The sequence below is a fragment of the Acidobacteriota bacterium genome (genome assembly GCA_003225175.1).
In the GTDB taxonomy this organism is placed as follows: Bacteria; Acidobacteriota; Terriglobia; order Terriglobales; family Acidobacteriaceae; genus Gp1-AA112.
Genome location: QIBA01000191.1, coordinates 1 through 2,053, shown reverse-complemented (window position 1 = coordinate 2,053; position 2,053 = coordinate 1). Strand labels below are relative to the sequence as shown.

The following is a 2,053-nucleotide window of genomic DNA, read 5'->3' as shown; positions in this document are numbered from 1 at the left end:
TTAAAATATTTAGAAAGTTTCCTAAAAGAAAAAGTAGATTGGTATATATGGGAGTTACAATCTGAAATGGAATTATGGCTGAATCGTCAAATTAGTTACTCCACTATTTGGAGAGCAATACATCGTCTTGGTTATACACACAAGCAGGTAAAGATTTCAATATACAGTACATGCAGTTATAGTCAAATTTTATTTATTCAGCTTATAATTAATTTATTTATTTAGTTATCTAAACCAGCAATAGAGCGAAATGAAAATGATAGATTAAATTTTATAATACATATGTCACAATATACTCCGTTACAACTTGTATTTTCTGATGAGTCAGCATATGATAGAAGAACACTCTCTCGTCGTTATGGTTGGAATTTTAGGGGAAGGCGTGCATGTAAATACACATTTTTTATCCGTGGAAAAAGATATACCATAGAAGGTGCATTGTGCCTTAATGGTCTTTTGGCTTATGCTATTCAAGAAGGTCCTATGAATAGTAATGATTACAATTATTTTATTGAACATATTTTGGTAATCTTTACTATTATGTTTATAAATGTTTTGTTTATTTACTATATACTAAAAAATATTTTTTTTTTTATTGAAGCTTCCTAAGATGAATGCATTTCCAGGTCCTTATAGTGTTCTGGTATTAGATAATGTATCTATACACAAAGGACAATATTTACTTGATATCTGTAATACCAAAGGAGTGCGAGTTGAATTTTTGCCACCATATTCACCAGATTTGAATCCGGTATGTAAATTTAAAAATGGATGAATTTATAAATAAAATATTAAAATATCTACTTTATTAAACAGATTGAACAAACATTTTTTTATATAAAAAATCATTTACGTCAAAATCGAAATTGGATTGAATCTATGCAAAATCCTATACAAGGATTGGATTTGGCATGTATGACAATTAACAAAGATTTATCCAAAGCATGTTTTCAGCATAGTGGATATATTTGAATTAAAATGTAGCAATTTTATTGAATAAATAAAGTTTAAATTTTTTTTAATTTAAAATTTATTAATATATACTAATAATTATTATATACAAAAAATAAACAAAATCTTTAATTTTATCTACTCGTTATTTTCATCAAAAAGTTCATCAAAATTAATTATTGTTTTTTCTATATCAATCCACAAATGAATATGTGATTCAAAAAAAACTTCTTCAATCATTTGTTCTGACAAAAAAACTTTTCCATCTATGTTAAGTGAAGATTTAATAACAAATCTTTTTTCTTCAGGAGGACCCATTGGAAACACAAAATTAATAAGATCTTGAAAAGTCATATTCTTAGTTGCTTGAATATTTGATTTGTATGGTGATTTCTTTTTTAAGTGAATGGTAATTAAATTAAGTTTTGTTTTCTTTGGTGACGCAACTGGAATAATCTGATCTTTAAAAAATATGTTTCATATAAATAAAGCATAAAAGGTTAATTCTATCAAATAAATTAATGTTATAATAAAATATTTTACCATCAATAGATATATTATTATTGTAATCTTCCAAAGGCTTTTTAGAATTTGGGTAGAAGTAATGAACTCTATCAAAGATCTTTGTTGACGGTGGATGAGTTGTATCTACTCCATTAATTTTGGCAATCTAATAATAATAAAATTTATTATTAATTAGAATAATAATATATCTTGAATTATAAAATCTATTTACCATTGCTCTTGCCCATATGGCAATCATCTCATTATTCAATTTGAGATGACGCCCATCTTCTGCAATCAAACAACCTTGAATATGATGTTCACATTTGGGAAGATCTTTGTATATTTCTAATTTCGTCATATCCAAAATAGAAGAGGGTTCTGTCACCTAATTTAAATTAAAAATTTTTATTTGAATATGAATAAAATGTAAATAAAACCAATAAATATAGATAATAAAATATATCTTACACGAATTTTTTTTGGTAAGGATTCTGTCATATCATCATCTATTACAGAACTTCCACAAACTAATTGTTTTCTCTTAATTTGCTTTGCAGAGTATACACATAACTGTATATTCTTCTTTTTTTTACAT

Annotated in this window: 3 protein-coding genes; 2 read left to right on the top strand and 1 reads right to left on the bottom strand. The window is 25.4% G+C overall.

The genetic code is table 11. The features are described from left to right. The first annotated feature begins 282 nt into the window (after positions 1-282). Positions 283-609 (top strand): hypothetical protein, encoded by a 327-nt coding sequence (locus DMG62_24420; GenBank protein PYY19642.1) that lies wholly within the window; start codon positions 283-285, stop codon positions 607-609. A 1-nt stretch (position 610) separates the two neighbouring features. Continuing rightward, positions 611-775 carry a hypothetical protein gene (locus DMG62_24415; GenBank protein PYY19641.1) on the top strand — a complete coding sequence of 55 codons (165 nt, stop codon included), beginning with the start codon at positions 611-613 and terminating at the stop codon, positions 773-775. A 314-nt stretch (positions 776-1,089) separates the two neighbouring features. Here DMG62_24415 and DMG62_24410 read toward each other — a convergent pair whose 3' ends face one another. Continuing rightward, positions 1,090-1,305: a hypothetical protein gene (locus DMG62_24410; GenBank protein PYY19640.1), complete on the bottom strand. Its 216-nt coding sequence runs from the start codon at positions 1,303-1,305 to the stop codon at positions 1,090-1,092. Positions 1,306-2,053: the final 748 nt, after the last annotated feature.

Coding starts and splice junctions, on each gene's coding strand:
- DMG62_24415 (PYY19641.1), top strand. CDS start 611: ATGAATGCATTTCCAGGTCCTTATAGTGTTCTGGTATTAGATAATGTA.
- DMG62_24410 (PYY19640.1), bottom strand. CDS start 1,305: ATGACTTTTCAAGATCTTATTAATTTTGTGTTTCCAATGGGTCCTCCT.
- DMG62_24420 (PYY19642.1), top strand. CDS start 283: ATGTCACAATATACTCCGTTACAACTTGTATTTTCTGATGAGTCAGCA.